General features: G+C 66.7%; 13 protein-coding genes. 10 read left to right on the top strand and 3 right to left on the bottom strand.

The window, feature by feature from the left end:
* Positions 1 to 9 precede the first annotated feature (9 nt).
* Genes G3N18_RS06605 through G3N18_RS06595 form a run of 3 tightly spaced genes read left to right on the top strand, consistent with a single transcriptional unit; the run spans position 10 to position 3469 of the window.
* Positions 10 to 1002: a carbohydrate ABC transporter permease gene (locus G3N18_RS06605; protein WP_196383527.1), complete on the top strand. Its 993-nt coding sequence runs from the start codon at positions 10 to 12 to the stop codon at positions 1000 to 1002.
* Entirely contained in the window at positions 999 to 1946 is a 948-nt protein-coding gene (locus tag G3N18_RS06600) for a carbohydrate ABC transporter permease (protein WP_196383526.1), read from the top strand. Before G3N18_RS06605 ends, G3N18_RS06600 begins: the two co-directional genes overlap by 4 nt.
* Positions 1947 to 1984: 38 nt before the next feature.
* Positions 1985 to 3469 carry a glycoside hydrolase family 32 protein gene (locus G3N18_RS06595; protein WP_196383525.1) on the top strand — a complete coding sequence of 495 codons (1485 nt, stop codon included), beginning with the start codon at positions 1985 to 1987 and terminating at the stop codon, positions 3467 to 3469.
* A 36-nt stretch (positions 3470 to 3505) separates the two neighbouring features.
* Here the strand turns inward: G3N18_RS06595 and G3N18_RS06590 are convergent, their stop codons facing one another.
* A complete protein-coding gene (locus G3N18_RS06590) occupies positions 3506 to 5416 on the bottom strand; it encodes a heavy metal translocating P-type ATPase (RefSeq protein ID WP_196383524.1) in 1911 nt (636 codons plus the stop codon).
* Between the two features lie 229 nt (positions 5417 to 5645).
* Positions 5646 to 6968: an HNH endonuclease signature motif containing protein gene (locus tag G3N18_RS06585; RefSeq protein ID WP_196383523.1), complete on the bottom strand. Its 1323-nt coding sequence runs from the start codon at positions 6966 to 6968 to the stop codon at positions 5646 to 5648.
* Positions 6969 to 7396: 428 nt separating this feature from the next.
* On the opposite strand from G3N18_RS06585, the gene G3N18_RS06580 reads away from it, so the two are divergent.
* The 5 genes from G3N18_RS06580 to G3N18_RS06560 are packed head-to-tail and all read left to right on the top strand — an operon-like array spanning position 7397 to position 13331.
* Positions 7397 to 8653 (top strand): hypothetical protein, encoded by a 1257-nt coding sequence (locus G3N18_RS06580; RefSeq protein WP_196383522.1) that lies wholly within the window; start codon positions 7397 to 7399, stop codon positions 8651 to 8653.
* Between the two features lie 49 nt (positions 8654 to 8702).
* The gene (locus G3N18_RS06575; RefSeq protein WP_196383521.1) at positions 8703 to 9500 is read left to right on the top strand and encodes a hypothetical protein; all 798 of its coding nucleotides are present in this window, start codon (positions 8703 to 8705) and stop codon (positions 9498 to 9500) included.
* A gap of 38 nt (positions 9501 to 9538) precedes the next feature.
* Positions 9539 to 10627, top strand: coding sequence for a hypothetical protein (locus G3N18_RS06570; protein WP_196383520.1), 1089 nt, complete (start codon positions 9539 to 9541; stop codon positions 10625 to 10627).
* Positions 10627 to 12012, top strand: coding sequence for a hypothetical protein (locus G3N18_RS06565; protein ID WP_196383519.1), 1386 nt, complete (start codon positions 10627 to 10629; stop codon positions 12010 to 12012). Before G3N18_RS06570 ends, G3N18_RS06565 begins: the two co-directional genes overlap by 1 nt.
* The gene (locus tag G3N18_RS06560; protein ID WP_196383518.1) at positions 12009 to 13331 is read left to right on the top strand and encodes an AAA family ATPase; all 1323 of its coding nucleotides are present in this window, start codon (positions 12009 to 12011) and stop codon (positions 13329 to 13331) included. Before G3N18_RS06565 ends, G3N18_RS06560 begins: the two co-directional genes overlap by 4 nt.
* A gap of 1 nt (position 13332) precedes the next feature.
* Here the strand turns inward: G3N18_RS06560 and G3N18_RS06555 are convergent, their stop codons facing one another.
* A complete protein-coding gene (locus G3N18_RS06555; RefSeq protein ID WP_196383517.1) occupies positions 13333 to 13665 on the bottom strand; it encodes a hypothetical protein in 333 nt (110 codons plus the stop codon).
* Positions 13666 to 14154: 489 nt separating this feature from the next.
* On the opposite strand from G3N18_RS06555, the gene G3N18_RS06550 reads away from it, so the two are divergent.
* Entirely contained in the window at positions 14155 to 15120 is a 966-nt protein-coding gene (locus G3N18_RS06550; protein ID WP_196383516.1) for a hypothetical protein, read from the top strand.
* A 4-nt stretch (positions 15121 to 15124) separates the two neighbouring features.
* The coding region (locus G3N18_RS06545) for a hypothetical protein (RefSeq protein ID WP_196383515.1) at positions 15125 to 16173 on the top strand (1049 nt) is incomplete at its 3' end.

Genomic DNA, 16173 nt, shown 5'->3' with positions numbered 1-16173 from the left:
CGGCATCAGATGGCGATCATCAGCGCAGTGGTGTCCGTGGTCCTCGGCCTCGGAATCTCCTTCCTCATCTTCTGGCTCCTCAACTGGGTGGTCGAGCGCACCCGCGACAAGTGGAAGGCCCGGCTGCTGCCGTACGTCTTCCTCGCCCCGGTGATCGTGTTGGTCGCGATCTTCCTGCTCTACCCCGCCATCCGCACGTTCATCGAGAGCTTCATGCGTGCGAGCCAGCGCCGCGGCGAAGGCGCGGAGTTCGTCGGACTGCAGAACTACATCGACCTGTTCACGAGCCAAGGCTTCCTCGGCGTTCTGCTGAACAACGTGCTCTGGGTGATCGTGGTGCCCGCGGCATCCGTCATCATCGGTCTGGTCGTCGCGGTGCTCACCGACCGACTCGGCAAGAAGCGCGAGACGGCCTACAAGGCGATGATCTTCGTGCCGATGGCCATCTCGGGCGTCGCCGCCGCGGTCACGTGGCGCTTCATCTACGACTACAAGGCTCCCGGCCTGCCGCAGACGGGTCTGCTCAACGCGATCTGGACGGCCGGCGGCGCAGACCCGGTGCCGTGGATGACCGTCGACACCGGACGCCTCAACAGCTTTCTCATCATGGCGATCGCGATCTGGCTGCAGGTCGGCTTCGCGATGGTGCTGCTCTCGGCGGCCGTGAAGGGCGTTCCCGAAGAGACGATCGAGGCGGGCCGGCTCGACGGTGCGAGCGAGCGCAAGCTGTTCTTCTCGGTGATCGTGCCGCAGATCCGCGGCACCATCCTCGCCGTGCTCGTGACGATCGTGATCTTCGTGATGAAGATCTTCGACATCATCTACGCCATGACCGGCGGGCAGTACAACACGAGCGTGCTGGCGGTGGAGTTCTACAACCAGCTGTTCAGCTTCCAGAACCCGGGCAAGGCCGCCGCGGTCGTCATCGTGCTGATGGTCGCCGTCGTGCCCCTGATCGTCTACCAGATCCGCAGCTACAAGGCGCAGGAGGAACTGCGATGACCGCCATCCCCACCCCCGTCCTCGGTGAAGACGGCAAGCTCGCCATCGTCGCCCCCACCCCGCAGCGTCGCCGCAAGGCGGTCGACGGCGAGCGGTCGAAGCCGCGGGTGCTCATCACGATCATCATGGGCGTCATCGCGGTGGCCTGGCTGTTCCCGCTCGTCGGGCTGCTGGTCACGAGCGTGCGCGACAAGGCCGACGTCGACTCGAGCGGCTGGTGGACGGTGTTCACGAACCCGTTCGGCCAGAACTGGACGCTCAACAACTTCAGCGAGGCGTGGGAGTCGCTGAACGTCAGCACGTCGTTCTGGAACTCGCTCGCCGTCACGATCCCGGCGACCGTGCTGCCGATCATGGTCGCCGCGATGGCCGCCTACGCGTTCACGTTCTTCCAGTTCCGCGGCAAAGAGATCTACTTCGCCGTCGTGCTCGCCCTGATGGTGGTGCCGATCCAACTCGCGATCATCCCCGTGCTGCAGCTGTTCGTCTGGTTCGGCAACACCACGGGCATCCAGATCATCGGGCAGTACCCGGCGGCGTGGATCGTGCACTCGACGTTCGCGTTGCCGCTCGCGATCTACATTCTGCGCAACTACATGTCGACGCTGCCGAACTCGCTCATCGAGGCGGCGCGCGTCGACGGGGCGAGCCACTTCCAGATCTTCTGGCGGCTCGTGGTGCCGATGTCGGTGCCCGCGCTCGCGTCGTTCGCGATCTTCCAGTTCCTGTGGGTGTGGAACGACTTCTTGGTGGCCTATATCTTCATCCAGTCGGGCCCGAACGCGGTGCTGACCCAGGGGCTGTACACGCTGCTCGGTCAGTACGGCCAGGGCTGGCAGCGGGTCGCGGCGGGATCGTTCATCACGCTCGTGGTGCCGCTCGTGCTGTTCTTCTCGCTGCAGCGGTTCTTCGTGCGCGGGCTCACCGCCGGGTCGGTCAAGTAACCGACCCCAGACGGATGCCTGTCGGTCAGGAGTCAGGAATGCGCGCCGCCGCCGAGGTCGACCCGGCGGCGGCGCGCCCCCGCATCCACTTCACGCCGCAGGCGAACTGGATGAACGACCCGAACGGGCTGATCTTCCACGACGGGCTCTACCACCTCTACTTTCAGTACAACCCGCTCGGCGCCGATCACGGCAACATGAGCTGGGGGCATGCGACGAGCGCCGACCTGGTGTCGTGGCGGGAGCATCCGGTCGCACTGCTCTTCGATGAGCACGAGCAGGTGTTCTCGGGGTCGATGGTGTCGGATGCCGGCAACACGAGTGGCCTCGGAACCGCCGAGCACCCGCCGCTCGTCGCGGTGTACACGTCGGCGCGGAGGGACGGCCTGCAGGCGCAGTCGCTCGCGGTGAGTCTCGACGGCGGGTACACGTGGGAGAAGTACGCGGGCAACCCGGTGCTGGACCGCGGCTCGGCCGACTTTCGCGACCCGAAGGTGTTCCGCTACGCGGGCGCGGACGACGCGTACTGGGTGATGGTCGCCGTCGAGGCGGCCGAGCGGCGGGTGCTGTTCTACCGCTCCGACGACCTGCTCTCGTGGACCTACCTCTCGGACTACGGACCGGCCGGCGCCGTCGGCGGGGTCTGGGAGTGTCCGGATCTCTTCCCGCTCCCGTACGTCAGCGGTGCGGGCTCGGCTGCGGGCGTGCGATGGGTGCTGCTGGTGTCGCTCTACCCGGGTGGTGTCGCCGGGGGATCGGCCACGCAGTACGTCGTGGGCGAGTTCGACGGCATCCGGTTCGTTCCCGATGTGGCGCACCCGTGCGTCGACGCGGATGCCGCTGAGCTCGACGGACTCGACTGGGTCGACCTCGGCCCCGACTGCTACGCGGGGGTGACGTTCGCCGGGCTGCCGACCGGGCAGCGCACGCTCATCGCGTGGATGAGCAACTGGGACTATGCGAAGCGCGTGCCCACCTCGCCGTGGCGCGGTGCGATGACGATGGCGCGGCGGCTCGCGCTGCGCTGCGTCGAGGGGCGCGCGCGGCTCGTCTCGACGCCGGTGCTCGGGCGGGAAGCCGGCGTGCTCGAGGGCGTGCCGGCCGGTGGTTCGGTCGACGATGTGCTGCCGGAGGCGGCGCGCATCGACCTCGAGGTCGACGGCGCGGCGATGGCCGAGGTGCGGCTCGGTGACGCGGAGCGCTGCGTCGTCGTGACGGTCAGCGGCGCGGAGCGTTTCGTGCGCGTCGATCGGCGGCGGGCCGTGTTCGAGGACGTGTCCGACGCGCAGGGGGTGCAGCGCGCGGCGCTGCCCGCGGGGGCGGTGCAGCGGGTCACGATCGTCGTCGACAACGGGTCGGTCGAGGTCTTCGCGGGTGAAGGGCTCGTCGCGGTGACCGCGCTGACGTCGCTGCCGCCGGCGCCCGGCCTGCATCTCACGGCGACCGGTGCCGTGCGGCTGGGCGTTGCGGAGCTCGGGGATTCTGGGCTCAGGGGCGCAGGGCTCGGGGGTTCGGGGAGCTGACCTGCGGCGGGCGCGTGCGCGCGTCGGTGTTCGCGCTCAGGCGTGCTGCCGATCGGTCGGGTCAGTGCCGGTGCCGGCGGCGGCCCCGGTGGTGCTCGCGGCGCGGGTCTTGTTCTGTTCCTTGCCGCGCGGCGCGCGGGCGGCGCGCAAGCTGTTGAGGATCGAGACGAGGTCGACGGCTTCTTGCAGGGCGGCGCCGATGATGGCGGGGATCACGCCGAACGCGGCGATGAGCATGAGGATGATGCTGAGCGAGATGCCGATGCCGATGCTCTGCAGGGCGATGTGCACGGTGCGCCGCGAGATGGTGATCGAGGTCGGCACGCGCCCGAGGTCGTCGACCATGATGACCACGTCGGCCGACTGACTGGCGGCGGTCGAGCCCTTCGCGCCCATCGCGACTCCCACGTCGGCGGCGGCGAGCACCGGGGCGTCGTTGACGCCGTCGCCCACCATCATGACGGGGCGGTCGGTGATCGCCGAGACGGCGCGCACCTTGTCTGCGGGCAGCAGGTTCGCCTCGACGTGGGTGATGCCGAGGGGAGTGGCGATGTGCTCGGCGGTCGCCTGCGCGTCACCGGTGAGCATGACGGTGTGGTCGATGCCGAGGTCGCGCAGGCGCTGCAGGGTGTCGGCGGCGTTGTCGCGCACGTGGTCGGTGAGCACGATGCGGCCGGCGGGGGCGCCGTCGACGGCGACGTAGACCGCCATCTGACCGGGCTCGAGTGCGGAGACGTCGGGGGCGGTGGCATCCGTCACGATCCACGACTGCTTGCCGACCTGCACGCGGTGGCCGTCGACGGTGGCGGTGACGCCGTTGCCCGACGACTCTTCGACGTCGCTCGCGGGCAGCAGGTCGGCGGTGCCCGCGTGCGCGGTGATCGCGCGGGCCAGCACGTGCGGCGACGACTGCTCGGCCGAGGCGGCGTAGCGCACGATGTCGCTTCCGCTGAAGGCTGCGGATGCCTCGACGTGGTCGACCTCGGGTCGGCCGTAGGTGAGGGTGCCGGTCTTGTCGAAGGCGACGGAGGTGATCTGCGCGAGCTGTTCGAGGGTGCCGCCGCTTTTGACGACGATGTTCTCGTGGGCGGCGCGGCTCATGCCGCCGATGAAGGCGACCGGCGCTGCGATCAGCAGGGGGCAGGGCGTTGCGACGACGAGCACCTCCGCGAAGCGGGTGGGGTCTTTCGAGACCCACCAGGCGATGCCCGCGATGAGGAACGCGACGATGGTGAACGGGATCGAGTAGCGGTCGGCGAGCCGCACGAACGGGGCTTTGCTGTCGGAGGCCGACTGCACGAGTGCGACGATCTGCTGGTATTGGCTGTCGGCGGCACGCGCCGTCGCCTGCACGTGGATCGGGCGGTCGCCGGCGACCGAGCCCGACAGCACGGCCGAACCACGTACATGGCTGACCGGCAGGCTCTCGCCAGTGAGGGATGACTCGTCGAGCTCGGCCTCGTCGTCGGCGAGGGTGCCGTCGACGGGCACGGTTTCGCCCGGGCCGACGAGCAGCAGGTCGCCGACGTTCACGTCGTTCACGTCGATCTCGGTGACGGTGTCGGAGCCGCCGGTGTCGGCGGGTGTCACGCGGTGCGCGGTGCGCGGGGTGCGGTCGAGCAGTGCGCTGACTTCGCTGCGGGCGCGGGCGTTCGCATAGGCTTCGAGCGCTTCGCCGCCGGTGAGCATGAGCACGACGACGAGTGAGGCCCAGTAGTCGCCGATGGCGACGGTGCTGACGATGGCCGTGATGGCGAGGATGTCGAGGCCCACGGCGCCCGACATCAGTTCGCGGATCATTCCCCAGGCCTGCACCGCGGCGACGGTCAGGCAGTACAGGCTGACGAGCCAGGCGGTGAGGGTGCCACCGATGTCCGGGATCAGCTGCAGAGCGAGTCCGACGATCGCGACAGTGATGGTCGCCGCGACCCACGGGTAGCGGCGCATCAGCTCGCGCAGGGTGGGGCGCGGGCGGCTGGGAGTGGGCGGTGTGGTGGTGGTCTCGGCCGCGCCGTCGCGCGTGCCGGTCGCATTCGTTCGTTCACTTATCGCCGAACCTCCGCTTCGCATTCCCGCTGTGCGGCGAGCGTATCGGCGTTTCGCGCGCGGTGCGATGGATGCCGCGGGGCGGCGCATCGGCGGGGGCGCGAGCGTGGTCGGGGGGCGCGGGCGAGGGTCAGAACGGTGGCGGGTCGGTCGTGGAACTGTGGGCGCCGTGCGCGGCGGCGAGCGGTGCGGGCTGGAACGACACGGGTGGCGCGGGAGCGTCTTCGCGGTAGACGCGCCCGGTGGGGGAGGTCCACACCAACACTCCGGCGGCGAGTTGGACGACTTTCCAGCGGGTGAATTGCTTCATCGAGTGATGTCGCTGGCACAGGTGGGCGAGGTTCCACAGGGCGGTGGGTCCACCGAGCGCAGCGTCGATGGTGTGGTCGATCTCGGAGCGGATCGCGGCTTGGCGGCAGCCGGGGAATCGGCAGTGCTGGTCGCGGGCGCGCAGGTAGCGGCGTTGCGGCCAGGGGGTGCGGTACCGGTCGACGGCGAGCACGGTGCCTTCGACCGGGTCGGTGAGCACTCTCGCCCACGAGGGAGCGTGGGTGGCGAGCAGGCGGGCGGTGTCGGCGTCGATCGGGGAGCGGCCGACGAGGTCGGCGGGGCCGTCGTCGTCGCCGAGGAGGGTGAGGGCGGGGACGATCACCTGCACCTGCGCGCGGATCGCACCGAGCGGCCCGGGCGCATCGCCGGTGGCGGTGGGGTCGAGGGCGGGGGCACCGGCCAGCAGCAAGTCGGCGAACACGTCGGCGCGCACTTCGTCGATCCGGCGGGTGTCGTCGTCGCCGCGCTCGCGCGCGTCGACGATGATCTGGGCTTGCTGGGTGAGGCGGTCGAAGATGCCGTCGGCGATGACGGTCGGAACCGTCGCGATCACGTCGCTCATGCCGTCGCGACCCGGGATGACGCGCACGCAGCGGCTCCTGGCGGCGTCGCGGTGCCGGTCGGTGAAGGAGCGTTCGGCGAACCGTTCCGCGAGGATCTCGAGCCCCGCTTTCACCCGGTTCGGGGTGTCTTTCTCGCATCGCGCGATCGCTTCGGCCTCGAACCGCTCGCGCGCCTCGGCGGGCACGACGCACCCGGCGTCGACGATGACCCGCACGTGCCCGCGGGTGATGCGGCCGTCTTCCCACGCGGTGAGCGTTGCGGGGTAGTCCTCGACCACGGTGCGCGCCTCATCGATGCGCCGCTGCACCGTGCGATCGGACGCGCGCAGGATGCCACTCAGCTCAGCCGCGATCGACCGCAGCGCCATCTCGTGCGCCTTCACAGACTGCGTCGCGCCCGCAGCCTGCCCCTCGGCCAGCTGCCCCGCCCGCGCAAACCACCGCAGCTGAGCGACCTCGGCCTGGCGGAGCGTGGCATCCACACTCTCTACTCCCGCGACGATCTGCGCCAGCTCGGCGACATCGCCGTCGCTGCCGAACCCCGCCGAAGTATCGTTCATACTTTCGATAGTACGAAGGGGGTCCGACATCGGGGTCGGGCTTCGCCGACGGTCGCGACCGATGGGATTTCAGTGGATGTCGTTTCCAGAGTCTGATTGGACAGCCGTCGCCGCGCGCGCTCAAGATTGGACTTGGGTTCCCGCGGAGTCTGCCGAGGTAGCGACGGCGGCATTCTGAAGCTACTTCAGACAAGTCCGTGAATAGAATGCCTGATCAAAGCTGGTCCTCGATGGTCAGCTAGTCCATCGCCCGCGTCTTCGGAGCGGCGCAGCCCACCCGTTGAGATCGGCTGGCCTCATGGCGCTGTCGCGCGCCGGAGCTGCTGCGCTCTGACTGCGGCGTGGCGGGTCCTCACCGGGGCCCCGCCGCGGGTCCATCGGGAGCTGGGGGCAGAATGCGCATAGGATCACTGAGCGAAGGAGGGACCATGCGGACTGATCTCACCTTCCCCAATCCCAAGGTGACGTCAGGCGCGGGAAACCAGGACTCCTGGTACCGCTACTACGCCGGTTATTCCTCCGCATTTGTGAAGTACTCGCTCGAGACCCTCGCGCCGAGCGCTCGCACGGTGCTGGACCCGTGGAACGGGAGTGGAACAACGACGGTCGTGGCGGCTGGGCGCCGTCAGGCCGCGTTCGGTTTCGATGTCAACCCGGTCACGGTTGTGATCGCTCGAGCACGGCTGTTGGGTGCGGGCGTCCAGGGCTCGATTAACGCACTTGCGGCGGATGTGGCTGGCCACGCCCATCCAGTGAGGATGACTGACGACCCCCTGAGGTTCTGGTTCTCGCCTGACTCCGCGGCCCAGCTCCGCGCACTCGAACTGAGCATTCGGCGCCTACTCATCGACAGCGCGGCGACCGATGAGGTCCTCCAGGATGTGAACTCCTTGAGCTCGCTCGCGTCCTTCTTCTACACCGCACTTTTCCGGACAGTTCGAGCGCTGGCCTCACCAACATCGGGGACGAACCCGACCTGGTGGAAACGGCCCGCGGCGGGCGCCGCACTGCGGATCCCGAAGAAGGTGATTATCGAGCGATTCCGGGCGGCGGCGGCTGAACTCGCCCAGGGCCTGCATCGCGAAGCATTCGATACGCGCACGTCGGTCAAGCTCGCTGTTGGCGACAGCAGGCACCTTCCGCTCTCGGACGACGAAGTCGGTGCGGTCGTCACTTCCCCTCCGTACTGCACTCGGATGGACTACGGCATTGCGACCCGGCCGGAGCTTGCCGTACTGCGGTTCGAAGAGGCCGATCTCTCCTACTTGCGCGGGGCAATGGTTGGCACGCCCACTATCACCGGCGAGGATCAGGATGATGACTCGCTCGGGGCCGAAGCATCCGCGTTCCTCCGGAAAGTCCGCGAGCACCCGTCGGCCGCCTCGCAGGGCTACTACACGAAGTACTTTCGGCAGTATTACGCCGCCATGGATGCCTCACTGAAGGAGCTGCGCCGAGTCATGGCGCCCGATGCGCCGCTGGTGATGGTCGTGCAAGACGGGTATTACAAGAACGTTCATAACGACGTCCCTGGCATCATCGCCGACATTGCGCGCGCCCACGACTTCTCGCTCGAAGCGCGACAAGACTTCCACATCAGTCGCACCATCGGAGGCATGAACCCGAGCTCGCGCCAGTATCGGAAAGATTCCAGCGCAATCGAAAGCGTGGTAGTTCTCCGATAAACGTGGCAAACATGGAAAAGCGTGGTACCGTGAGTTTATGAATGGTCCCATGCGAACAGTGCTCGACGCCATAGACGCGGCGAACGCGCGTGTTCGCGATGCGCTCTCCGTCGGTCGGATGGATGCAGTGCCCGACTTGATGGCGGAGGTTGAGGAGCTTGAGAAGCAGCGTGCTTTGCTCCTGCGCGAAATGACGCGCCCGCCTGTCGCGGAGGTTCCGTTCTCTCCGGGCCCGTCGTTGCGGGTCAAGGTGATCTCCACGCTGAGACTGGTGCAACGTCCGCTCGCGGCTCGGTTCGTCACCCAGATTGCGCGTGCGCGATTTGACTACGTGATCGACACGAGCGCGCTGGCCTCGATGCGGCGCGACGAGCTGCGGAGCTACCGCGCATATGCCGAGAACCCGCACGGCGCGCAGAGCAAGACGCAGCTGGTCGTGCCGGCGCTCAGTTTCGACCGCTACACGCCAGTGCGCGGCGTGCTCGCCCTGAGCGATTGGGACATGAGTCGCCGACTTATCGGCCCCGCGTCGCCACGCGTGGATGTGATGCTGGCGACGCAAACGCTCACGAGGCTCGTTCTCGACAATCCGCAAGCGCCGTGGGCGCCCGCCGTTGACAAGCTCGTGGTCACCATCGGACGGTCCCTCATGCCGTTCATCGGCCGCGCTGCGTCGCCGACCATGCGTGAGGTCGACGCTGCAGTCATCGCCGAGCTGGAGGCTATCGAGCCAGAGGACCGCGAAGAACGTGCAGCAGCTACCGCCCGCGCGCGGGCTCAATTGACAGGCGAACAGCAACTGTTCGGAGTAGCGGCGCTGGGGGCCGTCGGGAGGCGGGTTTCATGATGGACAGTCTCAACCGACTGCGGGGCGGATTTCCCGAGGTGCGGCTCACCGCACGTCGGGTCGCAGCGGTGGTAGAAGCGCCCGGGTGTGACCGTCGAGCCATCCTCGATGGCGCCGGCGTCGACACCACGAAGCTGGCGGGGCTGGTGACAGGGGTTCTCGACCGACAGTCACCCCAAGCGATGAGCCGCGCCGCGCAGTTCCAGCGAGTTCTCGAGAACCACGAGCATGCGCAGATCCTCGCCCTGGGGCGTCAGCACCTCGGACTCGAGCTGGCCGAGGTGCGCAAGCGCGACATGTCCGAGGTTGCAGACGGTGCCCAGCTGGGGTCGAAGGAGACCCTTCGTGGGCGGATGACGCGCCAGCACATCCGACACATCCTCGACGGCGATCCGAACGCGCTCAACATGCTGATCAACCCGGCCACACCGCTCCGGGTCGGTCCTCGCGTCGCGTGGCTCGAACAAGACGCTCTCGCGTTCGCCGAAGCTGGGCAGCTGAATCTCGTCATGGTCAAGACGTTCGACTATCTCGATGGAGAAGCCGACCCCGCAAAAGTAGGACAAACCGCGCGCGAGGCGGCCGCGCACATTCTCAGCCTGCAGGAACTTGCCGAAGACCTCGGCTATCCCCGCGACCGGGTTGGTACCAAGGTCCTGCTCATCCTGCCCTCAGGTCTTACTTTCCGGCCTGCCGGTCTGCTCGTCGATGTGTCGCAGCAGGTCGCTCGACTGCAACGCCGACTCGCCCACGTGCCCGACGTCGAAGCACTCGTGGCCGATCTTGGCATCGACCTGAGCCTCCCGAGCTACGGTTCCCGCGTTCCGCGCACAAATGAGCTTGTGCAGAACGCGCGCAACGTGATCGACCGCCTGCCCTTCCGCTTTGGGGATGGCTGCCAGCAGTGCCCGATGTTCCGAATCTGCCGTGACGAGGCGCAGGATGCACGTTCTACCGCTCGGCTCGGCTCCGCCGTCGCAGGCGCATGCGGTGAGGTGGCATCCGTCGACGACGCGCTCGCGCTCGCCCACGGCGCTCAGACGCCGGCCTCACTGTCGGAACACGCTCTGGCAGCCATGCTCCAGCGCGCGGCTGCTGCGCATGCGCGAGCGACGGAGGCAGCCTGATGGACACGCTCGACGCGTACCAGGCGCTGCTCGCCGCGCAGACGGAGAAGGCCGTCCCCATAACTCTTCACCGGCACACTCATCTCGTGGAGCGACCGTTCGCGGTCGTCGGCTACCACCTCGCCGGGGATGCGGGCGCGCCCCTCGCGTTCATGTTTGGCGACAAGCCTGACCCTGACGCCGCCACGGTCATCGCGATCCCCGAGCCGCGTAACCGCGCTGAGCGCTTCGACGCTCTCGCCCGCTTCGGGGCGGCGCTGAACGACTACCTCGACTCCTGCGGACTTGAGGAGGCTGACGGACCCCAACTGATGCTCGCCAACCCCGCCACAGCACAGTGGCTACTCGGCGTCGTTGCTCGGTGGACGCGCAACCTCCAGACGGAAGGCGAGTTCGCTGTAGCCGAGTCTGTGCCCACCGCGGGCAAGAATTTGTCCGCCTTGCGGGACATCATGATCACGCCGGGTTCGAGCATGGTCTACATTGCCACCGATGTTCTCACCCTCCACTTCAAGACCGGGCAGCTTCCGGCTGAGGACCTCAACCTCGCCGCGCTGCTGGGATGGGTGGATCCCCCGTCGGGTCTCACCGGTCCGCAGGCGGCCCGTCGCGGAGAGCAGCAACCGCCCGCCGGGCCGCTGACCGACCCCAACTGGGACGCGGAGTATCTGGAGGGATTCAGCAAGCGGTGGCGAGCCACGTCGTCGGGCACTCGCGACACATACAGGCGGCTCTACGAACAGCAACTGCGCGAACAGCTCCTTCCCGCGTGGAACGACCTGTGGCGCAGTCGCACGATCATCGAGGGCACAACGCCGTCCGATCACGCGGCACAGCGTTATCGGGACGATCTGGACTCGCGGACGGCTCACCTCCTGCGCATGGGATCGCCCGATGGTGCGCGATTCCGCACTATCCCTCGCCCCACGGACAGTGCCGTCACCCTCTCCCGCCATGAGGACCGCCAACAGACCCTGGAGGCGCAGATGGCCCAAAGCGACCGACTGGTGCTCGCGCGGTACGCAAGCAAGGGGGAAATTCTCGACGGCACTGTCACGGCCGCGAACCTCACCGCCAAAGACGGACGTAAGCTACGGCCACGGCTGACGATCTCGCCTATCCTGGCGTGCGATCTCGGGCCGGGGGATGAGCTCCACCTCCACTCGCTCCCGGACGTTCGCCTCGAGGTGATCGGCACGGTGCGTGCCGACGCCTTCGACCCGGTTGAGGTCATGGTGGTCGGCGGCGCGAATCAGCCTGCACGAGTGGGCCGGCTTCCCCGGGTCGGAGACCCCCTTCTCGCGAGCAGGCTCACGGAGGCCGGCTTCTATCGTGTTGAGAAGCTCGCAACAGTGCCGTGGACCCATGATCTGGAGGCGTCATGAACCCCGCCGACGCCTCGCGCTCTGCCGTCGAAGCGATATGGGACTCAGTGGGGTCCGGGCCGCGAGCCACCGTGGTTGACAGCCCTCCCGGCGCCGGAAAGTCCACTCTCGTCCGCGAACTCGCGCGCCGCCAGGCCGCCACTGGGGTGCGGGTGCCGGTGGCGGCTCAGACAAATCATCAGGCCGACGACCTCGTCCGAGGGTTCGTTGCTGATGGGCTCGCCGGTGGCCTTACCATCGGGCGTCTGCACTCCGGGACTTACGTCATGCCGTCGGACATCGCAGGGCTCCCCGGTATCGCAGGATCACAACGCCTCAACGACCTCACTGGGTGTGACATCATCGTCGCGACCGGTGCCAAGTGGGCGACGGTGGAGGCCCCCGAACCATGGCCGCTGGTCATCGTTGACGAGGCATACCAGATGCGTTCGGATGCCTTCTTGCATATGGGTCGCATCTCGACGCGTCTGCTGCTCGTGGGCGATCCTGGCCAGCTCGATCCGTTCACCAGTGCCGACGACCGGTACTTCCGGGGCCGCCCCGTCCCGAGCACCGGAAACGCGGCCTCAACCATCCTGCGGACCCACCCGAATTCTTCGCAGATCACGCTGCCGGTGTCGTGGCGATTGGATGAGCGCGCGGCGCCGGTCATCTCCGACGCCTTTTACCTCCGACCTTTCGAAGCCGGGCAGGCTCCCGGAACACGCGCCCTGACGTTTCCGCTCGCTGCGATGAACCGTGACGTGCAGCGGACAGTCTTGCAAGCTGCCAGCACTGGTTGGGCCTTCGTCGAGCTCGAGGCGGCTTTGATGCCCGAAGTTGACCTCGAGATCGCGGAGACCATCGGCGACGTAGTGCGCGAGTTGCTGGCCAGGGGTGGGACGCTCCGCGACGGCGAGGCAATCGGGACCCTCCGCGCATCTCAGATCGCTGTCGGAGTGGCGCATAACTCCCAGAAGTCCGCGGTAGTCGGCCAGGTGCGGCGTGTCTGCGCGGAGCTCGGTTTGCCCCTCGACAGCGTCGTCGTGGATACCGCGAACCGCCTGCAGGGGCGTGAGTTCGCGGTGGTCATAGTCTGGCACCCGCTATCGGGACGCCGAGATGCCACCGAGTTCCACGCAGATGCCGGGCGGCTGTGCGTGCTCACGAGCCGGCATCGCCATGCGTGCATCGTCGTGGGGCGAGCGGGGATCGAGGAGCAGCTCGACACGTTCCCCGACAACGAGGACGTCTGGCTCAACGAGAATGTGAGCACCGTCGACGGGATTCAGGCGCAGGCGAAATTTCTCAACCACTTGCTCCGTCATAAGGTAGCCTGACTCACCGCCACACGACAGCGGGTACACCATCCGCGACGCGCACCCAGCGGGCGTAGTCGAGATCTGCCGGATCCTCGACGATGCGTCCGAGCTCCACATGTGGCTCCCGATACGTGAAGTCATACATCTGCCAAGGGACCGGACTCGACGTCTCCCATTCCTCTTGGATACGTTTCCGCATGCGCATCCGCGCCTCTTGAATGTCGGACGTGCCGACGACGATACCGCCGCCGTGGTCGAACAACTGGACTTGGATCTCTGATTTGCTCACACCACCGTTATGCGCGGTGTGAAACCCATCGGTGTGACGCCGGAGGTCGTGGTCGTCGTCCACTTCATCTCCGGTGTTGAGACTTCGTTGACGATCACGAGAGGCCTCCGAGCATCCCGAACTGCATCAAGCCCCGCGGGTCGAGAACACCCGGCATCCGGCAGGAACCCAGCTAACGAATCGTTGGAGCCGAACCCACGCGAGCAGCGACGTTTCGGGTCGGCACCGCCCTGAGTTCGCTGTGTGGATAGTTCCTGCGTTAAGCCGCGTACATGTCGGATGCAGGCCCACTACTCGCGTAGGGCTTGGAGGAGTGGGTGGCGCTGGGTATAATTTCACGTGAGGAACGGACGTCTTGCTTGTCAAGGCTACGAACTGACCGCACTATCGCAACGCTTGAGACTTGTCAGCATGGTCTCTGAGCTGAGGCATAGACCGATGAGGTATACACCTAGCTTGCTAGGCGAAAAGCGGAAGGTATGAGTGTCTGACTGTTTCTCGCGTGACCCCGGCGACGACCGGGGCGGTATTTCAACGCGCGAGGAGTTTGGCATGATCGCTTCAATGAGAGAGCAAGAGGAGCCCAATTCCGGCTCCAAGGTCAACATGACCGACGCTAACCATCCATCGAAGTCAGGAAGCCAAACGCCTCGCCTCACGACTTCAAGCGTGACTGCCGGGGACGAGCGTGTCTCGCCCCGGCAGTTCACGGCTGAGGACGTAGTTGAACTGGCGGCGCGCGCCGTTTCGGATCTGCATGACCGGGGGCGGGTGACTCGTGCCGCGGGAGTCTCAGCGCATATGCGTCGACTTGAGCCCACATTCTCGCTTGAGGTAACGCCCTTCAGCACCTTCCGGGAGGTTGTCGAGGCAACAGTGGCAGCTGGCCTGATTACGTCGCGGCGTGGTGCGGATGATGTCGAGCTGCGTCCGGCAGGTCCCACGACGGCCCGGGTCCGCCTTGGGTCGACTCTTCGTCGTGATCTCTGGCGCGCCTTTGTGAACTGGAACCCCGAGGTGACATATTCCTATGACCGGCGGAGCAGATTGACGGGGATCGCGACGGACCCGCTGCCCGAGGGTGTCGTTACCGTCTCCGCGCCATCGCGCGAGCAGCGCATTGATTGGATGAGGCAGTTCGCGAGCGATCTGCCCGATTCGGACACGAAGGATGCGCTTGAGGCGGGTCTGCGCACGGAAGATCCAGCTGCGGGCTTCAACGCGGCCGTTCGCGAAGTTCCGACGGTTGAGCGCCGGTGGAAAAAGTCGTTCCGCGCCAATACTCTCGCCGCCGCTAACCGCTGGGCCAGCGACAACGGAATCGCGCGGAGTGACATCTATCTGGAGGCTGCGCCCTCCCCAGCTGCGGATGCGCCGGTGCGCACGAGCTACGCATCTGCGCTCGTGGATCCCAGCCGCGACGCGGGCCAGAGGGAGCGCATCCTCGAAGTGCTCAGCACTCTTCCCCTGCACGAACTTCTAAAGCTGCGGATTCCGCTCGAATACATGCTGGGGTGATTCCATGGCCGCGGTAGACATCCGCGTGCCTGTCGGAGCGCCTCTGATTCTGACCGGCACTCCGCCCGTTGGTGAGCGATGGCATCCCCTTGGTGCTGGCGTCAAGCGCAAGAAGGCCTACCCTTCGATGACATTCGGTCCGCTCGCGCTTCCCGCCAGCGGACCATCCCTCGACTATCTCCGAGCGATGCTCATCGAACCGATCCCCGGGCTGCCTCAACATCTGACCACGGAGGCATGGAAGGCTCTCCTCTCATCCGCACCTCTAGTAGCGGACGCCCCACTCGACGAAGATGGTGGCGCGGAACTGTTTGGATCGGTCGCGGGTGGTCGGCTTCGCCGTGTGGTCCTTGGCGCCGTGCTAGAGGACGGTTCTGCGGCTGGGCAGCGTCTGGGTGCGGTTGCCCAGCTTTCAGTGTTGCTCGAAGCTGATGACAATGTCCCTCGTGATGCTCGACTCAGGGTGGACTGGGTGCCGAGCACGCGGGGAATGCTCGCAGCGTTCGACAAGATCCCCGGTCTCGTCATCGGAGAACCCGATGGCCCGCGCGTAACGGTGCTGCTCTCGGAGTATCACGCGTTGATGGATCCGCGCCTCCCTGAAGCCATCGAACGAACCGGGCGAATGGCTGGACTGAAAACAGTCGTTCACTCGATGAGCGGCTCAATGTTTGGGAACATCAGTGACATCGTGATGAAGACGCCGCCCTCTCACCTCATTCTGGCGGGAGCGGATCTGCCGCGTAGTCTTGGTGATCGGTTTGCTGCGGACCGCGGACCCAACCGTCTTCATCACCTCCGTTCCGAAGCGCCGGCAGAGTTGCTTGAGACCCTTCGAGAGCAATTGGCAGTCTTCGCTGGAGTGGGCCCGGGACTGACCTCTCACGTAGTAGAAGCCGCGCCCGCCGGACGGCCTGTGATGCCATTGAGCGGGGCAGCCGAGAGCGTGTCAAATGGTGTGTGTAAGGGGCCGGGTCTCCTTACGAAAGGAAACACACTGTTGGCTATCGATAGGGCGTCGCGTGAAGAGCGACGTAAGGCTCAGGCGGAGGG

Origin of the sequence: Microbacterium paulum, from assembly GCF_015707995.1 — a bacterium.
GTDB classification, from domain to species: Bacteria; Actinomycetota; Actinomycetes; order Actinomycetales; family Microbacteriaceae; genus Microbacterium; species Microbacterium paulum.
This window is presented reverse-complemented; position numbering and strand designations above follow the sequence as displayed.